Here is a 20,096-nt window from a genome sequence, read left to right on the forward strand (position 1 = left end):
CCGGGCTTGCTGGGCCGTGCGAGGTCGACCAAGGGCGACAACGGCGATGGAAGTCCACGGCATCTCGCGGTAATCCGGCTGCCGCTCGAGGTGAGAGGGCTCGACAGCCAGTTGCGAGTAGAGCAACTGTACTGGGCGATGTGGTCGGTCAAACGCGCGCTACAGCGCGATGCCCGGGCCGCGGTCGACGCGTACTGGGCCGGGGACGTGCGCCGCGATGTCGACGCGAAAGGGTGGCGTGTCGAGCTGGGCCTGTCCCGCGAGGGCATGGAACGCCGCGGGTACCGACACATGGAACGCTCCCGGCATCTGGGCCGGCACGTCACCAAAGCTCTGGTGATGCATCAGGCCGACGAGGTGTGGGAAGGCGTCAGTCGGCACCTGTTCCCCGATGAGTCCGGTCGCCGGTTCGGGCGGCCGAGGACCGGCACCTGGTGGGACTACACCCGCATCCCCGGCCGTGCCCGCTCGCACACCACGGCCCGGAAGTGGGAGACGTTCCCTCTGCACGGCACCCTTGCCGGGCATCTGGACGCCTACCGGCACCGGGACCTCGACCAGGCCATCACCACCCCGGAGCAGGCGGCCGGGCTGGCGCCGACCACGAGTGTTCTCGCGCAGCCGCGGCGCATGCCCCAACCCACCAGGCCCCGCCGAGTGGAGACCGGCGACGTCAGCGCGAAGGGAAAACCAAAAACCCGGGCTGCGACCTGGTGGGACCACACCGGCCCGCTCGCCCTGGTGTTCACCGGCGGCGCCGACTCCCAGCGCGGCGACCTCGTCCTGCCCGTGCGGCTGCCTTCCGGTGCCGGCCGCTGGCCGCGGCTGGTGCACTTCTTGAACAATCCGACGACGTGGCACAAGGTGGACCTGGTCCGCCGCCGAGACGCCTCGTCTCCTGGTGGGTGGGCATACGAGGCGCACCTGATGGTCCTCACCAGCGGATACGCGTCCCCAGCTACCCGGGCCCGGCGGGCTGCCGCAGCCGACCTGAACCGGGTCGGTGGGATCGACGGCAACGTCTCCAACCTGTCCGTCGTCTCCTTCCCAGACACCTTCGACCCCGCAGACGGACAGGTGCACTCGACCAGGGTCGAGCTCACCGACGCCGAGAGGGCCGCACTCGAAAAGGCCCGTCGCAAGGAACGGGGCCGCAAACGTGCCCTCGACCGGTCCCGCCGCGCCACCAACCCAGGCCAGTACGCGCCCTCGAAACGCCGGCAGGCCCGAGCCGCACGACGCAAGACCGCCGGACTCCCGGAACGGCACGTTCACGTTCCGGGCGGCGCGCGGGCGGCGAACAAGGCCGGAGTACCCAAACAGGCAAACCGCAGGGACACCCTCTCGGCCGGCTACCGCCTTGACCGGGCGAAGCTCGCCGAGGCCGCGGCCACTGCGGCCGCCGCGAAAGACCACCGCGCACGGCGAATCGCTGAGCGGATCGTTGCCGATCATGGCGCCAACCTGACCGTCGAGGACTGCGACATCCGCACCTGGTACCGGCTGTGGGGCCGCGCCCTGCAAGCCACCACACCTGGCCGGCTCATCGCCGCGATCGGCAAAGAATGCGAGAAGACCAGCGGCCGCCTGCTGCGCGCGTCGACCGTCACCACGAAGCTGTCCCAGACCTGCCTGTGCGGCGCCCAGGTGCGGAAAAGCCTCGCCGCCCGGGCGCACACCTGCACCTCCTGCGGCCTGGTCGCCGACCGCGACATGGTCTCCGCCGCACTCGCCGCGCACGTCCGGGTTCAAAACCCGGACGATCCCAGCACTGCGGGCCTGGACACCGTCCAGGCCCGCACCACACAGACCTTGTTCTCACCAGGGCTGCAAGAAGCCCTGTCGAGTCAACCGCAGCGCGGTGGCCGCCCCAGCAGGGGCCGCACCCACGCGGCAGCCCACGGTCCGGGAATCCCCGGCCGGCAGACCTCTGCTCGACGAAACACCCCCGACCGGCACCGGCCCACCCCGAATGAGACCCGACCCGCGAATCAGCGGCACAAGGACCACGTCGGAACAGCCGCCCACACAGGAAACACCGCAGCCCGCGGCGGTATCCCTGCGCGGGAACCGATCGGGTGGCATCCCAATACGGGATGACTCTTAGGGCTCGCAGAAGAACAACGCGCTGATGTCCGGTTCGAGTACGTCGTCATGTGGTACGCGGCTCGCTGAGCTGCGGGATTCGTCTGGCTGCGGCAATGGAGGCCACGCTTTACGGCGACGGCTGACGTCGCCTCTTTCCTGGTCGCCAAGGCCTACCACAACGATCGGCCCCAGAACCGGAATCCGCGTGTTGTTCTTCTGCGAGCCCTTAGGTGGTAGGGGAGACCTGTGGGGCTGGAACGGCCACGGCGACGCTGATCGTTTGTAAGGACGTATCACTCTTGAAGCACTCGGTCGAAGGGGTCTGCCGTCCATGAAGGCGCCAGCTGTCATCCCGGCGAAGTCTGCTGCTCCCTCTCCCGAACGGCTCCTGGCCTGCGGTGATCAGCAGGTGGGCGAGCACGGCATCACAACAGGTACGTGCCCGCCGCGTATCCGAGAGACTCCCCGTTGAGTTCCAGCCTGAGACCGTTGGGGTCGGCCACGAACAGGTTCGGCGCTACCCCTCCCTCTATCTCCATGAACGGGATGTCACGTTCGCGGAGACGAGTCCTGATGTCGGCGAAAGTCTCATCGGTGACCGACAGTGCCACGTGGTGACCTCCGCCGATGGTCTCTGCGTACTCGGGGTGGGGATGACCCGGGAAGTCAAAGAAAGCGAGCATATTGCCGTTTCCGATGTCCAAGAAGAAGTGCGTGGACCCCGGGTAATCGCGATTTTCGACCAGGTCCACGAGCGGGAAGCCCATAACGTCCCGGTAGAAGAGGATCGTCTCCTCCACGTCTCGACAGATGAACGCAGCGTGATGAATTCCTCGGGACGAGGTCTTGGGTCGTTCCGCGACATCGACCAGATACCGCGCCTTCAGCTCATCCTGGCGACGCCGTATGGCCTGCAGCTCTTCACCTTGCGGTTCGGGCATAGTTGAAATCCTCTCGCTGTCTTCCAGGCTGCCGTGACCGGGCTGGCTGGCACTCATGGTGAAGGCGACGCATACTCGGCCGCATCCTTGACGTGTCAAGTATATGCAATGTGCTTGCACCGTCAACTAAACAGGTCGTGAGGTTCCCCTCGTAGCGTGGAGTCCGTGACGGCAGGGGAAGTTGGTTGTCATGGCGGAGAAGCGTCGCAAGTTCACGGCGGAGTTTCGTGAGGGGCGGTACGCATCGTGACGGAGACCAGGAAGCCGGTCCCCGAGGTCGCGAAGGACCTGGGGGTCAATGAGACGACCCTGGGGAGATGGGTCTCGCGGGCGAAGCGGGCCGAGAGGTGCTGTCACGTTGACGGGTGCGTGGTCGTCTGAACGCGGACAGGAACCTTTGCGTGGCTCCCGGTGAGCGGAACCCCTTCATCGCGCGTTCGCGCTGCCTGGTCGGCTGGTGGGATGCGCTGCTGCATCCCTGCGTATGGGTATCTGGACTGACGCCTTCACCGCCGCCTTCGGCCCGAAGCACCGCGACCAGTTCGTTAATGTTGCTCCATGAGCGCATTGGACACGGCCGAGCTCGAGGCCATGATCGAAGAGGCGACTGTCGACGCCTACAACGAGGGCGAGCAGCTGACCGGTCTGTTCACCATGCTTGAGGAGCATCTCGACCTGCCCTTCACCACGGTGGTTCTCGGCGTCGAGGTGACCGTGGGCGGCGTCGACCTCACGCCGGACGGAAGGATCGTCGCCCTGTGCTCTGGCGGCCGCATGCGGCAGTCGATCGGAATCCTGGATCTGCCGTTGCCCAGCCCGGCGCCGGAGGGTGCGCAGTGGATCGAGGCGTACCGTCACTGGGCCGGTTGAGGCCGGGCACCTCGCACCCACGCGGAACCGGCTTGTGTGGAAGGGCTGAACATGGCTGATGCTGAACAGGGCACGCACAGGGAAGTCGGCGAACGGTCGCTGACCGACCTCATCGAGCGCAGCGCCGAGTTGAAAGGGCAGCTGGTCGCCTTCGGACAGAGCGCCCGCTTCGACCGGTGGTTGACGCCCCTCCTGCTTCAGGCCGCAGGGCCTGAGCGGCAGCTGGACGAGGGCGAGGCGATCCGGATCGTCGACCACTTCATCCTGCGCTACCGCCTGCCGGACGGTTCGACCGTGGTGGACCGGTTCGTCACCGGGCGCAAGGACTTGACCGCCCTCGACCGGGAGATGCTGCTCGGCTGGCGCGACCCGGTCGAGGGCATCTTCGAGATCCAGCGCAAGGAAAAGGATGCCGTCGTCCTGCTGAACCTGGTCGACGACCTGGAGTACCGCACGTACTCGAATGTCGGGCGGGCGGCGTTCCGAGGAGTGTCCAAGGGGAGCTTCCTTCACACCTGCCTGGTACCGGTTCACTCGGCCGGCGGGGCGTGGCTGGTGTCCGGGGCGATGTCGAGCTACCCCAAGTCCAGCGCGACCGAGATCGCCCAGGCCGCTCTCCAACTGGCCACCAGCCGACCCGAACTGGTCTTCCGCAACCCCCAGAAGGTCGAGCAGGGGTGGCAGGCGATGCGGAAGGACCGGACCGCGTTCGTCGAGTTCTGCGGCGGCGACGAACTGACCCTTCCGCCTGCCGAAGCCGAAGATCTCCTCAACGCCTACTACCGCCACCGCCAAGAGGCCGCCGTCGCCAAACAGCCCGACCGCGCCCGGGGCAGGCGACTGCCCGGCCTGGACCTGCCCTTCTTCGAGTTGCCGCCGGAACTGGCGGGCTCGGACACCATCGGTGTCATCTACGACCAAGTCGACGGGCTCAACTTCTACGCGGACTACGGAATGCTCCAAGACCTCTTCGCGGACCCGGCGCTCGGGGGCCGCAGGCAGTACCAGGACCTGCTGCGCACGTACCTGCGCGAGGAGTCGATCGGGCCGCTGCCGATCCGCCGGCTGGCTGCCGCTCACCCGGAGACAGTCGACACGGTGTTCCGAAAGCTGCTGCGCAAGCCCGGATTCACCTGGTGCGAGCACGGCGAGGCGCTGCTGCGCCGACGTAAGCCCTGGTATTACGCGAACGAGTCCCGCCCTGGTGTTTCCGTCATCGGCGACCGCCTCAGTGCGCTTGCCGCCGGCCGTCGACGGTCACCGTTCACGCGGCCGTGACTGCGGCGCAACACCGGTCGGTGCAGCGGGTGAGGCCGAAGCGGTACCGCTTCGAGGTGGGCGGGCCCAGGTTGCCCGCCCGCAGGTTGGTCTTGAGCGTGGCGTAGGCGTCGACGACCTTCTTCACGACCCGCACCACCGGCTGCGCGGACAGCGCGAACGTCGCCTTCAGATCCGCATACACCGCTTTCTGCAGGCCATTGTGGTCCTTCAATTCCTTGGCGAAGGCAACCTGCGAGGCATGGGTGGCGGCCCGGTTGCAGGGTCGCCTCGAGCGCCGAGGCCTGTTCCGGCGTCGGCAGCAACTTCACCTGCACCACCAGTCTCACAAAACCAGGCGGTAGTACGACTGCTGTACACACGACCCTAGTTCACCCAACCATCAGCACAACCTGGCAACCCGTGGGGCGGTTGTTCGCATTGTCCGGCTCCGCCGGGCGGCCGTGAGGGGCGTTCCGCGCCCGGCAGAGAGTAGATACGGCGACGCCCCGCGTCGCGACATCAGGAGGCGATTCCTCCCCAGCGTGAACGCCGGGGCATCCTCGCCAGAATCAGGTGAAGAACCCGTCGGGCCAACGCCCTCGGTGCTTGCATGGTCCAACGCCGCTGACCGCCGAAGACGGTCTGGGCGTTGTACCTCACCGGCGATTTGGCGCCCAGGACAGCACTGTCGAGCTGCAGGCGCGCGTTGCGTAGCGTGATGCGGCAGGCAGCCGGGCCGTCTGCCGCGACAGCCCGCCGCCTGGCGGTTCTTACTCGGCTTGCTTGGACTGCGTCTGCTCCGGGTCGAGGGTGGCCGTCTGCTCGGCTGCGTTGGGGGCCGTGTAGTAGACGGAGGCGCCCTGCTTGGCGCGGCGGGCCTGGTTCTTGGCGACGAGGCCCTCGAGGGTGGTGCGCACGACGGTGGCCTTGATGCCACGCTCGGGGTGGGCCGTGGCCAGTGCCGTGGTCACGTCGGCCGCGGAGCGCGGTTCGCTGTGTCCGGTGAGGTGGCGACGGACGAGTTCGACCAGCGTGAGCTGGGCCGTCTTCACGGCAGCGGCCTTGCCCGCGGGCTTCTTGGCCGTGGTGCGGCTGGGCGCGGCGGTGTCCGCCTTCTTGGCTCGCGTCCGCTTGCCCGCACCGGTGTCAGCAGCGGCCTTTGTGCGAGGAGCAGGCACCGTGGTGCTGTCCGGGGCGGCCGCAGGCGGAATGGGGGCCGATGAAATACCCAGCGCCTGCTGCACATTGGCCAGCACCAAATGGTCGGACTGCAGAGCAGCCAACTGCTCCTGCAATCCCGCAATCTCCGCGCTGACGCGGTCCTGCTCCTTGACGTTGCGTTCCAGGTCGCCGGTCACCTGGGCGGCGTACTGCGACGTCAGCCCCGTAACAGCGCTCGTGCTTTGCGACATGGTGGTGAACCTTTCCTTCGGTGTCCTGGCCGGTTGTGCCAGGTTGGTGAGCGCAGACGTACGGAGCCAAGCGCTCTGTGTTCTCGGGCCGGCATATGGGGCAGCGACATTAACTGCTGCACGTAGCCCGGCATAGAGATAGTAAAGCGTGTGGAGTCTGTTGTTTCTCTCGAATGATGTCTTTTGCTCGAGCTGAGATTCACAGCCGGGCGGTGTGAAGCACTCAACCGGCGGCTGGAGTGGCGAACCGCCCTTGTGACACCAGGCCTATGCGCACGTCCTGTTGCGTGCACACAGCCCGCGGCGAGCGCGATCTTGAGGGCATGGCAGGGTGGCCGTCGTGATGACGCGGGACGAGTATTGTTGAGCTCCCTTGCGGGGCTGCGGCAGGCGCGGATCGGAGCGGTCCGCGCGCCTCACAAGCCGTTGTAGGTGTTGTGGCTGCTGGGCCGGTTCGTCGCGTCGGGGAGTACCGCGGTCGCGTATGGCGAAGCCGAGGACCCGGTCAGCCGTTTGATCAACGGCTTCGGTCCGGCGATGGCGAGTCCGTCGCTGGCGAGGCAGCGTGCCGCGATGCCCTTCGTGCACCTGGGAGGCACCCTGTGGGACCTACGCGACAGCGCCGGCCGGCCGATACACGCGAGCGACCCGGACCGGGGCGCGTGGCTGCGCGCCCATGGCGCCCACGGCCGTCTGCACTCGCAGGTGGAGGGGTTGCTGGCCCAGCCCGGCACCGTGGCCGCGGCGGCCAGGCTCCTGCTGCAGCAGCACTTCACACCCGTTCTGGAAGCACCCATCTGCGACGCCGTCGGCCTCGACGTGACCAGCTGGGATGAGCATGCGATCTCCGTCCCGGGGCAGAGAGTGCAGCGGACATGGCGGCCGGGTTTCGTCGAGGACGTCCTGCACGCCTACGCCTACGCGTGCGCGTTTTGCGGGTTCGATGGCGCCATCGGCCGCAATCCGGTGGGTGTGGGGGCCGCCCACGTGCGCTGGCGCAGCCAAGACGGCCCGGACGAGGTGAGCAACGGGCTGGCGTTGTGTGCACTGCGACAGGGGGGTTGCCACGTGCCGTACACGCAGCGACTGCCGCTGCCGGGACGGCACGGCGGCCAGTCGGTTAAGCCGTACGACACCGCTGGGCCGGCCCTCGAAGTCCAGCAACGGCAGCACCGCATGCCCTGCCTGGGCGGCCACCTCGGACAGGAAGCGGTCCACGGTCAGCCAGTCGGGGCCGGCGACTACCGGACTGGTCATCGCCTCCGTCACCCGTACGCCGCGCAAGGCCGTGGACAGTTGGGCCCACCGTCGTTCGGCTGCGGCGGTGCTCGTCACGAACAGGCCGATGACCACCAGCCACAATCCGCCCGACACACCCCTGAAGAATGCCACCCATCCCATGAGGGCCAGCATGATGCCGAGGACCTGTCCGCTGCGTCCGGCCGCCCGTTGGGCCCGTTCGCGGTCCCGCGTACGCCACCACACCACGGCCTGCAGCACCCGGCCCCCGTCCAGTGGCGCGGCGGGCAGCAGGTTGAAGACGCCCAGCAGCAGGTGCGTGCCGCCCAGCCAGCCCAGCACGGCAACCGGTACCCGCCAGCGGAGTGTCGCGTCCACCGCGGCGGAGCCCCCTATCGCAGCCCCGCCGAGCAGATCAGCGATCCCCTCGGGCGACGCATCGACGGCGGGGCAGTCGGTCACGACCGTCAGGTCGTGATCACGGCATCGCAGTCGGGGCAGACCACGGACGCGTACTCTGCGGGGTACCAAAGCGCCCCAGGGTGCTCGGACGGCTTCTGGCAGGCCGTCTCCATAGCGAAGGTGTCCTTGCCACACAGCGTCATCGAGCGCCGTATCGGCGAAGGCGCCCAGCGTGTAGTACGCAGAACCTCCCAACGCTCGTTCGGGCCTGCTCCTCGATGCGGGCTTTGCCCAGGTGGGCACGGCGGCGTTCCGGGGCGTGCCCGGGCGGCACACCCGGCCGCGAGTCCAGCAGCGTGCGTGCCGTCCCGTCCCTTGCGGTTCCTAATACTGCAATCACAGTTAGGGGTCTGACCTCAGCGTTTGTAGTGGCTGCGGCGAGCGCGTGTCTGACTGAGCCGTCTCCACCATGACCAATGCAGATGGTGCGTCGGCGTGAGGTGTTGTGTGCGAAGGAACAGTCCGATCAGGCGGATCTCCGCGACGGACAGGGGCATCAGGCGGGTTTGTCCAGCGGCCTGGTCAGCCGGCCCTGCATCCACTCCTGGCCCGCAGCCGGGTCTGCCATCACCGTGTGCAGCGTCGCTTCTAGATCGCGCTGCGCGCCCTCGCTGATGCGCTGCCCGGCCTGCGCGGTCAGCTGCCTTGCCGTCCGGGCCAGAGCGGAGATCGATCGCCGGCTCGGCCCCGGACGGCCACAAGGCCGCAAGAACGGAGCCGGGCCTCCCGCTGTGGTTTAGGCGAGTACGGGATTCAGGAACGTGAGTATGCCCGCGTCCGTGTCGAGCCGGGCCCGGGTACCGATGGGGAAGGTCTGCTGCGGCACGCCGTGGCCGATGTCCGCGCCGGTCAGGACCGGGATGCTGAGGTCGCCGAGCCGGTCGTGCAGCAGTTCCTCGACCTGCTTGCGCGTGCCGCAGTCCGTGAAGGTGCCGCAGACGATGCCGGCCGCGCCGTCGAAGTAACCGGCGCGGCGCAGTTGGGTGAGGAACCGGTCGAGCCGGAACGTCTCCTCGTCCACGTCCTCCAGCAGGACGATGCCGCCGCGCGCGGGCAGCGAGGTGTCGGTGCCCAGGGAGCAGGCGAGCAGGGTGACCGTGCCGCCCAGCGTGACACCCTCCGCCGTGCCGCCGACCAAGGGGCGGGAGTCGGGGAAGCGCAGTTCCTTGACGGACGCCGGGTCGTTGAGCAGCGCGGCGAGCCCGTCGAAGTCGGCCCGGCCCGGACGGAAACCGCGGATGGCGGGCATCGGCCCGAACAGCCCCGTCCAGCCCAGCTTCACCGCCACCGCCTCCAGCAGCGCCGTCACGTCGGAGAAGCCGATGACGGTGCGCGGGGTGGGCGTGCCGACGGCGTCCCAGTCGACCAGTTCCAGGGTGCGCTGGGCGCCGTAGCCGCCGGCCGCGCAGAAGACGGCCGTGAACGCCGGGTCGGTGAGCGCGGCGGTCAGGTCGCGGGCGCGCAGCGCGTCGTCACCGGCGAGGTACTCGCCGCCCGCCCGCGTGGAGGCGAACACTTCGGGCTGGAGGCCGAGTCCGCGCAGCGATTCCAGGCCGACCTCCAGGTTCTCCTGGTTGGGCGGCCCGCTGGCGGCGATGACGGCGACACGGTCACCCGGCTTGGGTGCGGAGGGCCGGACGAGCCCCTCGGGCGGCAGGGTGGGCATGGGGCTCCTTGGGGAGAGGGGTGGAGGTGCGGATGTTTTGGTCCGCGTTCGGTGCGGGGCGTGGAGCGCCGGGGGCACCGTTCGCGGGAAGGGGTGGGTGCGGCGTCAGTGGGTGTCCAGGAAGGCGGCCAGGAGCGCCGCCCGCTCCAACAGGGAGGCCAGCGAGGCGTGTTCGTCCTCGCCGTGGGCGCCGGCGCCCGCAGGGCCCAGGCCGTCGACCGTCGGGATGCCGAGCGCGCCGGTGAGGTTGGTGTCGCCGGCGCCGCCGGAGGAACCGAGGGGCAGATCCAGGCCCAAGGCGGCGGCGAGCGTGGTCAGTTCGGCCGCCAGGGGGTTGGCCGGGTCCATCGCCCAGGCCGGGCGGTGGGACAGCGTTTCGGCGGACAGGGCGGCCCGCTCCCGCACTGGCGTCGGCTCCAACAGGGCGGACAGCAGGGCCCGTTCGGTCTCGGCGGTGGCATAGCGCAGGCCGATCTCCGCCTCGGCGTGGTCCGCTACGACGTTGGCGCGGGTGCCGCCGCTGATCGTGCCGACGTTCAGCGCGGCGTCGGGGAGGGAAGCGGCCGTCGCCCGCAGCCCGGCGAGCTGGTCCACGAGTTCGTCGATGGCGGAGACGCCGAGCGCGGCGTCGAGGCCGGCGTGGGCGCTGACCCCGCGCACGCTAAGCCGTACCCGGGCCACGCCGCGTCGGCCGATCTTCAATGCGCCGCCGGGCAGTGGCGGTTCGAGGCCGAGGACTGCGTGGGCGCCCTGGGCGTGCCGGGCCACCAGGCGGCTGCCGTCGGGGCTGCCGATCTCCTCGTCGTTGACCACCACGAGGCGTACCGGGCGCCGGGGCGTGGCGCCCGTATGGGACAGCAGGTCTATGGCCAGTTCGACGGCGACCAGAGAGCCCTTCATGTCGAAGACCCCGGGCCCGGTGACCGTGTCCCCGTCCTCGGCGAGCGTGAACGGGCGCCGGGCGACCGTCCCGGCCGGGAAGACGGTGTCGCTGTGGGCCACGAGCAGCGTGTGCCCCGCCGACGGGCCGTCTCCCGCGTCGCCCTCCGTCTCGCGGCCGTCCCAGTAGGCCACCAGGTGGTCGCCGCCCGGTCCCGGCGGCTGCTCGACGCGGTCGGCGGTGGCGGCGAGGCCGGCGGCGAGTTCCTTGCCGAACACGGCCGCACGGTCTGCGTCGCCGGACGGGGTCTCCAACGCGACCAGGCATTCCCAGCGTTCCAGCACCGTGTCGCCGAACGTGCGGGCCAGGGCGAGGAGTTGGGCGGGCTCAGCCATAGCAGTTCTCCACGGCCGAGGTGACGACACGGGTCAGGGCGCGGAAGCAGCGGATTGCCTCGTACATCGTCGGGAGCGTGAACCGCACAGTCAGCGGGTCGGTCTGGACGACGCCGGGGATGTAGCTCGCGGCGGGCGCCAGGTGGGCGGCGTCGAAGGACACCTCGTAGGTGTAGCCCTCGGCGGGCGGGGCCGCCGGCCGGGTGGAGGCGGGCAGAGCCGTGAGGCCTTCGCGGGCGGCCTCGGTGATGCGGGCGGCGCTCACGTCGGGCGGCAGGCAGATCGCGGAGTAGCGGTCCACGCAGGTCTTGACCACGGCGTGGGCGGCGTGCGGAGCCCAGCCGCGGGCGTCCTCGCAGCACAGGTCGTCGCCGGTGACCAGGACCACCGGGACGCCGTACTCGTCGGCGAGCAGTGCGTTCATCCGACCCTCGGAGGCCGGCTCGCCGTTGATCCGCACCGCGGTGATGGTGTTGGGCAGATAGGTGTGGGCGAGGACGCCGGGCTGGCCGGCGCCGGTGTGGTAGCCGACGAAGGCGACCGCGTCGGGGGAGCGGTCGATGCCCTCCATCATGCCGAGCGGCTTGTGCGTGCCGATCAGCAGCGTGGCCCTTTTGTCGAGCCGGTCCAGGAGCAGGTTGCGCTGGTCGGCGTGGGCCTCGTTGACGAGGATCTCGGTGGCGCCGGCGGCGGCGAAACCGGCGATCGCGGCGTTGACGTCGGCGGTGAGGAACTGCCGGTTGTACTCCCAACGGGCGTGACCGGGCTCGCAGTCGTCGGGGAAGGTGACGCCGGTGACGCCCTCCATGTCGGCGGAGATCAGGACCTTCATGCTGCCTTCTCCTCAGGGGTGGTGAGATGGGCGCGGGGACGGATGGTCCAGGTGCGCATGGTGTGCCGGCTCAGCTGGTCGAGGTCCACGTCGAGGCCGATGCCGGGCCGGGAGCGGGGCACGGCGACCATGCCGTCCACGGCGCGGATCGGCGGCGTGACGATGTCCCGCCGGTAGTACTTGTCGGAGCCGGAGACGTCCGAGGGCAGGGTGAAGCCGGGCAGTCCGGCGAGCGCCAGGTTGGCGGCCCTGCCGATGCCGAACTCGTGCATCCCGCCGCACCACACCGGCACTCCGGCGTCCAGGCACAGGTCGTGCGCCGTCTTGGACGGGCCGAGCCCGCCGAGCCGGGACACCTTGATGTTGACGATGTCGGCCGCGCCCAGGTACAGCGCCGTGCGCAGCATGTCCGGGGTGGTGATCGACTCGTCCAGGCAGACCAGGGTGTCCAGCCGGGCGGCGAGCCGGGCGTGGGAGAGCAGGTCGGAGGCGGCGTACGGCTGCTCGATCATCAGCAGGCCGCGCCCGTCCAACTCTGCCAGCACCGCCTCCTGTTCGGGCCGGTAGGCGGTGTTGGCGTCGACCTGGAGGGCGATGCCGGGGAAGGCGTCCTGGACGGCGCGGACCGGTTCGAGGTCCCAGCCGGGGCGGATCTTCAGCTTGATGCGGCGGTAGCCGTCGGCGATGTGCCGGGAGACCTGCGCCAGCAGGGCGTCGATCGTCGGCTCGATGCCGAGGCTGACCCCGGCGGGCACCGCGTCGGCGTCGGCGCCGAGCAGGTTGGCCAGGGGTTCGCCCCGGCGCTGTCCGTACAGGTCCCAGCAGGCCATGTCGAGGCCGGCGCGGGCGAAGTGGTTGCCGCTGACCTTGGCGGTGAGCCGGGCCGCGTCGTGGGGGTGGTCCCAGGGTCGGCCGAGCAGCATCGGGGCGAGGTACTCGCCCAGCACCTGCCAGCAGCTCCAGGTGGACTCGCCGCAGTAGTAGGGGTCGGTGGGTGAGGCGCACTCGCCCCAGCCGACGCTGCCGTCCTCGGCGGTCGCGCGGACGACGATGTGCTCCAGGTACGACTTGCGGTGCGAACTGGTCTCGAAGGAGTGGACGAGGTCGAGCCGGACCAGCGCCAGCTCGATCTCGGCAAGGGTGACGGTCATGTGGGGTCGTCCTACCGTGCGGGGCCCCGGTCAGGGGCGAGGGGCCGTGCCGGGTGCGGCGGCACGGGGGGTGAAGCGGTACGCGGCGAGCCCGTCCGGCAGCCGTACGCAGGAGACGGCCGTGCGGTCGGCGAGCAGTCGGGCGAAGGTGTGGGTGAGGCGGCCGCGCAGCCGGGCGGCGTGCTCCGGGCCGGCCTCGGCGCGCAGCCGGTGCCAGTCGTCGGGCAGGACCACGATCCGGTCGTCGCGGTCGTCGTGGACCTGGCCGACGCTCCAGCCGCCCGGCGGAGGACTGGGAGCGGGCGCGGCGGGCCGTGCCGGGGTGCCCAGGTGCCAGGAGACGATGAAGCGGTCGGTGGACTCGCCGGTGGCGGCGCCGAAGCCCGAGGTGCCGTACATCGCGGGCTTGAAGGCGTCCACCACCGCGCCGAGTACGTCCAGGTTGAAGTGGGCGTTGCGGGTCTGCATCGGGTCGTACGCCCAGCGGATCAGCGTCGTGCCCTCCGCGAGGCAGCGGTCGCGCTGGCCGAGTTTGAGCAGCCGTCCGATGCCGAGGCCCTGGCGCTCGTGCGCCACCACGGCCAGCTGCGAGTACTGGTACAGGCGCGGGACTGGCCCGTCCGCGCCCCGCTCGCGGGCGAGGAAGCTGTAGGTGAAACCCACCAGCGCCTCGCCGAGATAGGCGCCGACGACCAGGCCGCTGTTGTCCTGCAGGGCGGTCAGCAGGCGCGCGTTGAGGCTGCCGTCGCCGGGGCGCAACCCCATGACCCGCTCGTACAGCGCGATGCAGTCGGCCATCTCCAGCGGGCCGTCCACGTCGCGTACGACCAGCGGCGGACCCTGCCGGGTACCGGCCGTGGACCTCGGTGTCGCCGTCGAGTTCACGATACGCTCGCGAGGTGACACGCGGCCTGGCCGCCCGTCGGAGCCTGCGCCGTGAGGACCGGCAGCGTCCGCCGGTCGCAGCCCGCCTCCGCGCGGCCGGCCGCGTCGAGGCCGGCCCACAGCGGGCAGCGCGGATGGAAGCGGCAGCCCTCGGGGACGGCCGTCGGGTCCGGCGGCTCGCCCTGCAGCAGCTGGGGCCGCTCACCGCGGCCGCCCTCCGTGGACACCACCGACAGCAGTGCCTTGGTGTACGGATGCTTCGGCGCGAGAAGGACCTCCTCCACGGTGCCCACCTCGACGATCCGGCCCAGGTACATCACCGCCACCCGGTCGGCGATGTTCCAAGCCAACCCCAGGTCGTGACTGACCACCAAGGAGGACAGGCCGAGGTCGCGGCGCAGGTCGAGGACGAGCTTGAGGATCTCGCCGCGTACGGAGGCGTCCAGCGAGGCAACCGGTTCGTCGGCGACGATCACCGAGGGCTCCAGCGCCAGCGCGCCCGCGATCACCACGCGCTGCTGCTGACCGCCGGACATCTCGTGCGGGAAGCGCGAGAGGAACTGCTCCGGAGGGCGCAGCCCGGCCTTGGACAGGGCGGAGTGCACGCGCTGTTCGAGGCCGTCCTTCATCCGGTGCAGCCGGGGACCCTCGGCGACCGCGTCGAACACGTTCTGCCGCGGGTTCAGGGCGCCGCCGGGGTCCTGGAGGACGAACTGGACCTTGCGGCGGTGCGCCTTCAGCGCAGCGCTCATGTAGCGCAGCGGCACGCCGTCGCACAGCACCTCGCCGGACGTGGGCTTGACCAGCCCGGTCAGGGCGCGCGCCAGGGTGGACTTGCCGCAGCCGGATTCGCCGATCAGGGCGAGGATCTCGCCGCGGCCCAGCTGGAGGTCGACGCCGTCCACCGCCCGGGCGGGGCCGCGGCCAGCCCGGGGCGGGTAGGTGATGTGCAGGTCGCGGACCTCCAGCGCGGGCGCCGTGGCCGCGGCAGGTCCGGTGCTCGCGCCGGTGGTAGTGACGGTCATGAGCGGGCTCCTTCAGCGTACGGTTCGGGCGCGTCCGGGGCCGTGGAGACGTTCGGGAAATCGGGCAGTACCCGCAGGCACGCCGACTGCCGTCCGGGACCGGCCGGCCACAGCTTCACGGGGGTGCTGTCGCAGACCTCGTGCACGTCCGGGCAGCGGGCCGCGAAGGGGCAGTCCGCGCCCAGCGCGGCAGGGTCGGGAGGGTCGCCGGGCAGCCCGGCCGGCGCCCTGCGGGAGGCGGGGTCGCCGATGGTGGGGAAGGCGCGGGACAGCGCCTGGGTGTACGGGTGCTTGGGGTCGTCCAGGAGCTGCCGGGAAGGCCCGGACTCCACCAGCTCGCCGGCGTACATCACCGCGAGCCGGTCGCACATCTGGCCGAGGACGGACAGATCGTGGCTGATCATGATGACGCCGATGCCCTCGTCGCGCACCAGGTCCGTGAGCAGGTCCAGAATCTGGGCCTGCACCATCACGTCCAGCGCCGTGGTGGGCTCGTCCGCGATGATCAGGTTGGGGCGGCATGCCAGCGCCATCGCGATCATGATGCGCTGGCGCTGCCCGCCGGAGAACTCGTGCGGATAGCTGCGCATCCGCCGCGCCGGGACGCCCACCGACTCCAGCAGCTCGGCCGCGCGGGCGCGGGCCTGCTTGTCGGTGATCCGGCCGCCCTCCTCGCCGGCCCTGCGGCCGTGCAACAGGATCGGCTCGATCAGCTGGTCGCCGATGGTGTGCACCGGGTTGAGGGCGGTCATCGCGCCCTGGAAGACCACGGAGGCCTCCGCCCAGCGCACCGCGCGCATCCGGCTCCACTTGGCGGTGAGCAGGTCCTCGCCCTGGTACAGCACCTGGCCGGTGACCTCGGCGGCGGACGGCAGCAGCCGCAGCAGGCTCATCGCCAGGGTGGACTTGCCCGAGCCGGACTCGCCAGCCAGGCCGAGCGTCTGTCCGGCGTCCAGCGTGAGGTTCACCCCGCGCACGGCGGGCACCGTGCGCCCGCCGCCGCGATAGGTGACCTTGAGGTCCCTGACCTCCAGCATCGCGTTCAACGTGTCTTCACCGACCTCGGGTTGAGAATGGTCTCCACGGCGCGGCCGGTCAGGGTGAAGCCGAGGACGACGATCAGGATGGCGATGCCCGGCGGGTACAGGTACCACCAGGCGCCGGAGGTGACGGCGCCGCCGCTCAGCGCCGAGTTCAGCATCGCGCCCCAGGAGATGCCGGTCGGGTCGCCCAGACCGAGGAAGGTCAGGGTCGCCTCGGACAGGATCGCCGAGGCCACGGTCAGCGTCGAGGAGACCAGGATCAGCGGGGTGACGTTCGGCAGGACGTGCCGCAGCATCACCTGCGGCCCGCCCGCGCCCAGCGCCCTGGCCCGCTCGATGAACGGCTTGGCCTCCACGGCGAGGGTCTGCGCCCGCACCAGCCGGGCCGTGGACGACCAACTGGTGACCGCGATGGCGATGGTGATGGAGGCGGTTCCCTGCCCGATCACCGCCGACAGCGAGATGGCAAGGGGCAGGCTAGGCAGCGCGATGAACCAGTCGGTGAGGTGCATCAGCGCCTTGCCGATCCAGCCGCCGTAGTGCCCGGCGACCAGGCCGACGGCGCTGCCGAGCACCACCGTCAGCAGGGTCGCCATCAGACCGATGGACAGCGAGGAGCGGGCTCCCCAGATGACCAGCAGCAGGATGGAGCGCCCCTCCTGGTCGGTGCCGAGCGGGTAGCCGTCGGTGGGGGAGTGCAGCGAGGGGCCGTCCACCTTGATGACGTCGAGGTCGTTGTCGGAGATGAACAGCGGCGCGCACAGGGCGAGCAGGCCGAACACGACCAGGATGCCGAGGCCCGCCACGCCGGAGCGGATGCGCACGAAGGAGCGTACGAAGCCGGTGAATCCGTTGCGGCGCGGCTTCGCCGCGACCGGTGCGACCGGCGGCGCGGGTTCGGCGCCCGCCGGCGGTGGGACGGCGACCGGCGGGTCCGCCTGGGTGAGGGGTTCGTGGTTGGTCACTGGGCACGCACCCGGGGGTCGAGGAAGCGGTAGATCACGTCAGCAAGGAGGTTCATGAGGATCACCGATGCGCTGAAGACGATGAACGTGCCCTGCAGCAGCGGCAGATCGGGCACCTTCAGAGCTTGGTAGCTGAGCTGCCCCAGGCCCGGCCAGGAGTAGACGGTCAGCACGGTGATGGCACCGCCGAGCACCGTGCCCAGGTGCATGAAGATCATCGTGACCGAGGGCAGCAGGGCGTTGGGCACGGCGTGCTTGCGCCGTACGTCGTCGTCGCGCAGCCCCTTGGCCCGTGCGGTGAGCAGATAGGGGCTGCCCAGCTCGTCGATGATCGAGGAACGCATGACGGCCACGTACTGGGCGAAGACCACCAGGACCATGGTCAGGCAGGGCAGGACCAGGTGCTTGGCCACGTCGACGACGTGGTCCAGGCCACCGGTGATCGCCGGGTCGCTCATGCCGCCCGCCGGCAGGAAGCCGGGGAACGGGCCGATGCCCACGCTGAAGGTGATCAGCAGGATCATGCCGAGCCAGAAGGTCGGCACCGACCACAGCGTCAGCGAGGCGCCGGTGGCGATGCGGTCCAGCCAACTGCCGTGCCGCCAGCCGGACCTGACGCCCAGCCAGAGCCCGAGCAGGACCGAGATCACGGTGGCGGTGCCCATCAGCAGCAGGGTCGGCCACAGCCGGTCGCCGATGAGCGAGCTGACCGGTTGCTGGAACTCCCAGGAGGTGCCGAGGTGCCCGGTCAGGGTGTCGGTCACGAAATGGAAGAAGCGTTCCGGCACCGACTGGTCGAGGCCGAGCTGATGGCGCAGCTGGGCCATCTGCGCGTCGCTGGTGGGACGGCCGCGGGTGATGGACTGGACGGGGTCGGCCGGCATCAGACTGAACAGCACGAACCCGATGACGAGCGTGACCAGGAAGCTGATCGCCGCGGCCACCAGCTTCGTGACCAGGTAGCGCGCGAACCCGGAGCCCTTCCGGCGCCCGCCGTCCGGGGCGCCGGCGGGCTTCGCCGCGACGGCGCCCGTGACGTCGATGGTGTCTGCCACGGTCTACTCGCGGTCGTCGGAGGAGGAGCGGCGACGCGCCAGGAACACACCGCCGGCGGCCAGGACGACGACCGCGGCCGCCGAGACGCCGATCACCGTGCCGGAGTTGCCGCCCGAGGAGGAGGACGAGGCCTTCGCCGGGGCCGCGTTCAGGTACTGGTCGAAGGAGACCTGCGCGGGGAAGTCCCCGGTGGAGTCAGCCTTGCCGCTCACGATGCCACTCACCCGGTCGCTGCGGTACGCGGCGAGGCCGTTGGCGTTGTAGATCATGATGTTCTCGTTGGCCTTGTACAGGATCGCCTGCATCTGCCGGAGCAGACCGGAGCGCTCCTTGACGTCGAAGGCGCTCTGCTGCCGCAGGAACAGGTCGTCGTAGTTCTTGTCGCAGAAGAAGGAGTCGGTGCTGCCGCCCTCGCCCTTGCTGTCGGGCAGCGCCGCGCAGGTCTGGATGCCCAGCAGGTACGTCGGGTCCGGCCCGGTCGACCAGGAGTCCATCAGGATGTCCCAGTCGCCCTTGGCCAGGTCGGCGTTGAGCTTGGCGGAGCTCATCGACTGGATGTCGACCTTGACGCCGATCTGCTTGAACCAGCCCGAGAGGTACGTGGAGACCTTGGCGTCCGAGTCGTCGTCGGAGTGGATGCCGAGGCGGAACTCCAGCTTGCGCTTGGACTTCGGGTCGACCCGGATCCCGTCGGAGCCCTTCTTGTAACCCGCCTGGTCCAGCACGGAGTTGGCCTTGGCCGGGTCGTAGTCGAACTTCTCCGAGTCGGAGGGCTGCCACGCGTACTGCGGCAGCGATGGCGGCAGGTAGCTGGCGCCGACCTGCGCCAGGCCGTCGCGGACCTTCTTCACGATCGTCGGCCGGTCGATGGCGAGCGCCAGCGCCTCACGGACCTTGACATCGCCGAGCGCCGGGTGGCCGGTACCGATCTTCTTGCCGTCACGGGTGCGGGCGCCGCCGTTGACCTCGATGCCGTTCCAGCGGTTGCCGACCTGCTCGTACGCCTTGATGCCGGACTGGCCCTTGAGCGCCTGGTACTGGGTGGGGTTGAGGCCGCTGACGTAGTCGAGCTGGCCCGAACGCAGGGCGGCCACGGCGGCGTCCGTGTTCTTGAACGCCTGCTGGATCATGTGGTCGTACTTGGGCGCGCCCAGCAGGAAGTCCTTGTTCGCGTCGAACTTGGCGTACTGCTCGGGCTTGTAGTCCGTCAGCGTCCACGGGCCGTACCCGACGATCGGGAAGCTGTCGTTCTTGTAGTTCTTGAGATCCTTGACGTGCGATTCCCATATGTGCTTCGGCACGATCGGGATGCCTGACACCGGGATGCTGACCGAAAGCATCGTGGCCTGCGGCTTCTTGGTCTTGACGACCAGCGTGGTGTCGTCGGTGCACTGACGGAGGCGAAGTTGCTCACCAGCGAGCCGTTGGCGGTGGCCGCGGTGGAGTTCGTCATGATCAGGTTGAACGTCCAGGCGGCGTCCTCGGCCGTGATCGGCTTGCCGTCGCTCCACTTCAGACCCTTGTGGATTTTGAAGGTCCAGGTGAGCTTGTCGCTGGACGTCGTCCAGGAGTCGGCGAGGTACGGCTTGACGGTGCCGTCCTGCTCCACCGTGTCCAGGGCGGGGTAGATGCCCGAGAACACGTCCAGGCTACCCGCGAAGTAGGCGAGGAACGGGTTGAGGGAGTCGATGCCGATGCCCGTGATCGGCATCCGCAGCGTCTTGCCGCCGTCGTCGGCCGAGGCGGTCGGCGCGGCGACGAGGCCCGCGGCGGTGCCGATCAGCAGGGAGGCGGCCAGCGCGGCGGCCTTGCGGCCGGTTCTGCGCACGGGGGTGGACGTGGTCATCGTGAACTTCTCCAAGAGGTGCCGGCGGCCGGGGCCGCGAAGGGACGGGAGGGAGATACGAGCGCCGCTGCGCTGCGGAC

At 69.9% G+C, this 20,096-nt stretch carries 16 protein-coding genes and 5 pseudogenes; 5 read left to right on the plus strand and 16 right to left on the minus strand.

What is annotated here, in order from left to right; genetic code table 11:
- Nucleotides 1–111: 111 nt before the first annotated feature.
- Nucleotides 112–2,100, plus strand: a complete 1,989-nt coding sequence (locus tag ACQEXA_RS54440; protein ID WP_433133834.1) for a transposase — start codon at nucleotides 112–114, stop codon at nucleotides 2,098–2,100.
- Nucleotides 2,101–2,513: 413 nt separating this feature from the next.
- On the opposite strand, the gene ACQEXA_RS54445 is transcribed toward ACQEXA_RS54440, so the two are convergent.
- Nucleotides 2,514–3,029: a VOC family protein gene (locus ACQEXA_RS54445; protein WP_432921275.1), complete on the minus strand. Its 516-nt coding sequence runs from the start codon at nucleotides 3,027–3,029 to the stop codon at nucleotides 2,514–2,516.
- Nucleotides 3,030–3,275: 246 nt separating this feature from the next.
- Between ACQEXA_RS54445 and ACQEXA_RS54450 the strand changes: the two genes are divergently transcribed.
- Nucleotides 3,276–3,410: a hypothetical protein gene (locus ACQEXA_RS54450; protein WP_432921272.1), complete on the plus strand. Its 135-nt coding sequence runs from the start codon at nucleotides 3,276–3,278 to the stop codon at nucleotides 3,408–3,410.
- Here the strand turns inward: ACQEXA_RS54450 and ACQEXA_RS54455 are convergent.
- A pseudogene (locus ACQEXA_RS54455) lies at nucleotides 3,409–3,492 on the minus strand (IS6 family transposase); the annotation flags it as partial. The gene ACQEXA_RS54450 and the pseudogene ACQEXA_RS54455 sit on opposite strands and share 2 nt — an antisense overlap.
- Before the next feature lie 95 nt (nucleotides 3,493–3,587).
- Between ACQEXA_RS54455 and ACQEXA_RS54460 the strand changes: the two are divergent.
- Together ACQEXA_RS54460 and ACQEXA_RS54465 are read left to right on the plus strand one after the other, a co-directional pair.
- Entirely contained in the window at nucleotides 3,588–3,899 is a 312-nt protein-coding gene (locus ACQEXA_RS54460) for a hypothetical protein (RefSeq protein ID WP_433133836.1), read from the plus strand.
- A gap of 51 nt (nucleotides 3,900–3,950) precedes the next feature.
- Nucleotides 3,951–5,177, plus strand: a complete 1,227-nt coding sequence (locus ACQEXA_RS54465) for a hypothetical protein (protein ID WP_433133838.1) — start codon at nucleotides 3,951–3,953, stop codon at nucleotides 5,175–5,177.
- 40 nt (nucleotides 5,178–5,217) lie between these two features.
- Here ACQEXA_RS54465 and ACQEXA_RS54470 read toward each other — a convergent pair.
- Together ACQEXA_RS54470 and ACQEXA_RS54475 are read right to left on the minus strand one after the other, a co-directional pair.
- Nucleotides 5,218–5,506 (minus strand): annotated as a pseudogene (locus ACQEXA_RS54470) (RNA-guided endonuclease TnpB family protein); the annotation flags it as partial.
- 423 nt (nucleotides 5,507–5,929) lie between these two features.
- Nucleotides 5,930–6,571 carry a hypothetical protein gene (locus ACQEXA_RS54475; protein ID WP_433133840.1) on the minus strand — a complete coding sequence of 214 codons (642 nt, stop codon included), beginning with the start codon at nucleotides 6,569–6,571 and terminating at the stop codon, nucleotides 5,930–5,932.
- Nucleotides 6,572–6,914: 343 nt separating this feature from the next.
- On the opposite strand from ACQEXA_RS54475, the pseudogene ACQEXA_RS54480 reads away from it, so the two are divergent.
- A pseudogene (locus ACQEXA_RS54480) lies at nucleotides 6,915–7,621 on the plus strand (phosphorothioated DNA-binding restriction endonuclease); the annotation flags it as partial.
- Between the two features lie 375 nt (nucleotides 7,622–7,996).
- On the opposite strand, the pseudogene ACQEXA_RS54485 reads toward ACQEXA_RS54480, so the two are convergent.
- The 12 genes and pseudogenes from ACQEXA_RS54485 to ACQEXA_RS54540 all read right to left on the minus strand — a co-directional run.
- Nucleotides 7,997–8,548: pseudogene (locus ACQEXA_RS54485) on the minus strand (site-2 protease family protein); the annotation flags it as partial.
- 460 nt (nucleotides 8,549–9,008) lie between these two features.
- Nucleotides 9,009–9,938, minus strand: coding sequence for a S66 peptidase family protein (locus tag ACQEXA_RS54490; protein WP_433133842.1), 930 nt, complete (start codon nucleotides 9,936–9,938; stop codon nucleotides 9,009–9,011).
- Between the two features lie 105 nt (nucleotides 9,939–10,043).
- Nucleotides 10,044–11,213, minus strand: coding sequence for a M20/M25/M40 family metallo-hydrolase (locus tag ACQEXA_RS54495; RefSeq protein ID WP_432921248.1), 1,170 nt, complete (start codon nucleotides 11,211–11,213; stop codon nucleotides 10,044–10,046).
- Nucleotides 11,206–12,045 (minus strand): M55 family metallopeptidase, encoded by an 840-nt coding sequence (locus ACQEXA_RS54500; RefSeq protein ID WP_432921245.1) that lies wholly within the window; start codon nucleotides 12,043–12,045, stop codon nucleotides 11,206–11,208. Before ACQEXA_RS54500 ends, ACQEXA_RS54495 begins: the two co-directional genes overlap by 8 nt.
- A complete protein-coding gene (gene menC, locus ACQEXA_RS54505; RefSeq protein WP_433133844.1) occupies nucleotides 12,042–13,196 on the minus strand; it encodes an o-succinylbenzoate synthase in 1,155 nt (384 codons plus the stop codon). The genes ACQEXA_RS54500 and menC overlap by 4 nt, the downstream gene beginning before the upstream one ends.
- Nucleotides 13,197–13,226: 30 nt before the next feature.
- Nucleotides 13,227–14,081, minus strand: a complete 855-nt coding sequence (locus ACQEXA_RS54510) for a hypothetical protein (RefSeq protein WP_432921239.1) — start codon at nucleotides 14,079–14,081, stop codon at nucleotides 13,227–13,229.
- On the minus strand, nucleotides 14,078–15,106 hold the full coding sequence (locus ACQEXA_RS54515) for an ABC transporter ATP-binding protein (protein WP_432921236.1): 1,029 nt from the start codon (nucleotides 15,104–15,106) through the stop codon (nucleotides 14,078–14,080). The genes ACQEXA_RS54510 and ACQEXA_RS54515 overlap by 4 nt, the downstream gene beginning before the upstream one ends.
- Complete coding sequence (locus tag ACQEXA_RS54520; RefSeq protein ID WP_432921233.1) at nucleotides 15,103–16,143, minus strand: ABC transporter ATP-binding protein; 1,041 nt, start codon at nucleotides 16,141–16,143, stop codon at nucleotides 15,103–15,105. The genes ACQEXA_RS54515 and ACQEXA_RS54520 overlap by 4 nt, the downstream gene beginning before the upstream one ends.
- 5 nt (nucleotides 16,144–16,148) lie before the next feature.
- The gene (locus tag ACQEXA_RS54525; protein ID WP_432921230.1) at nucleotides 16,149–17,114 is read right to left on the minus strand and encodes an ABC transporter permease; all 966 of its coding nucleotides are present in this window, start codon (nucleotides 17,112–17,114) and stop codon (nucleotides 16,149–16,151) included.
- Complete coding sequence (locus ACQEXA_RS54530; protein ID WP_433133846.1) at nucleotides 17,111–18,169, minus strand: ABC transporter permease; 1,059 nt, start codon at nucleotides 18,167–18,169, stop codon at nucleotides 17,111–17,113. The genes ACQEXA_RS54525 and ACQEXA_RS54530 overlap by 4 nt, the downstream gene beginning before the upstream one ends.
- A 3-nt stretch (nucleotides 18,170–18,172) precedes the next feature.
- Nucleotides 18,173–19,510: an ABC transporter substrate-binding protein gene (locus ACQEXA_RS54535; RefSeq protein WP_433133848.1), complete on the minus strand. Its 1,338-nt coding sequence runs from the start codon at nucleotides 19,508–19,510 to the stop codon at nucleotides 18,173–18,175.
- Between the two features lie 116 nt (nucleotides 19,511–19,626).
- A pseudogene (locus ACQEXA_RS54540) lies at nucleotides 19,627–20,016 on the minus strand (ABC transporter substrate-binding protein); the annotation flags it as partial.
- Nucleotides 20,017–20,096 lie beyond the last annotated feature (80 nt).

The sequence above is a fragment of the Streptomyces sp. CA-106110 genome (assembly GCF_050936285.1).
Classification (GTDB): domain Bacteria; phylum Actinomycetota; class Actinomycetes; order Streptomycetales; family Streptomycetaceae; genus Streptomyces.